The sequence below is a fragment of the Methylophaga sp. SB9B genome (genome assembly GCF_004832235.1).
Taxonomy (GTDB): domain Bacteria; phylum Pseudomonadota; class Gammaproteobacteria; order Nitrosococcales; family Methylophagaceae; genus Methylophaga; species Methylophaga muralis.
Map to the genome: position 1 here is coordinate 1 of NZ_SSXS01000103.1, position 253 is coordinate 253.

General features: G+C 49.4%; 1 protein-coding gene. It reads right to left on the reverse strand.

The window, feature by feature from the left end:
* The coding region (locus E8Q33_RS16870) for a pseudouridine synthase (RefSeq protein WP_371413308.1) at positions 1 to 157 on the reverse strand (157 nt) is incomplete at its 3' end.
* Between the last annotated feature and the right edge of the window lie 96 nt (positions 158 to 253).

The window sequence follows — 253 nt, forward strand, 5'->3', positions numbered from 1 at the left end:
CAATCGATGCGCAATGGCGGCGAATTTGATGCATCCGGCCCGTCTCAATCGAGACAGCTAACTGCGTCCGGTTTTGCTCGGCATCATAAGCGCGTTTTTCGAAATGGCTGACGGCATGTTTACCATCAAAGGGGAATTTACCGTCAGTTTTTGCCACTTAACGTCACCATCGACCTGAATCTCATAGTGCTTTTCAATTTTTCGTTGTTGAAACAGCGTGGATAACTGGGCTGCCGCTTTTTGCTGGTGGGCG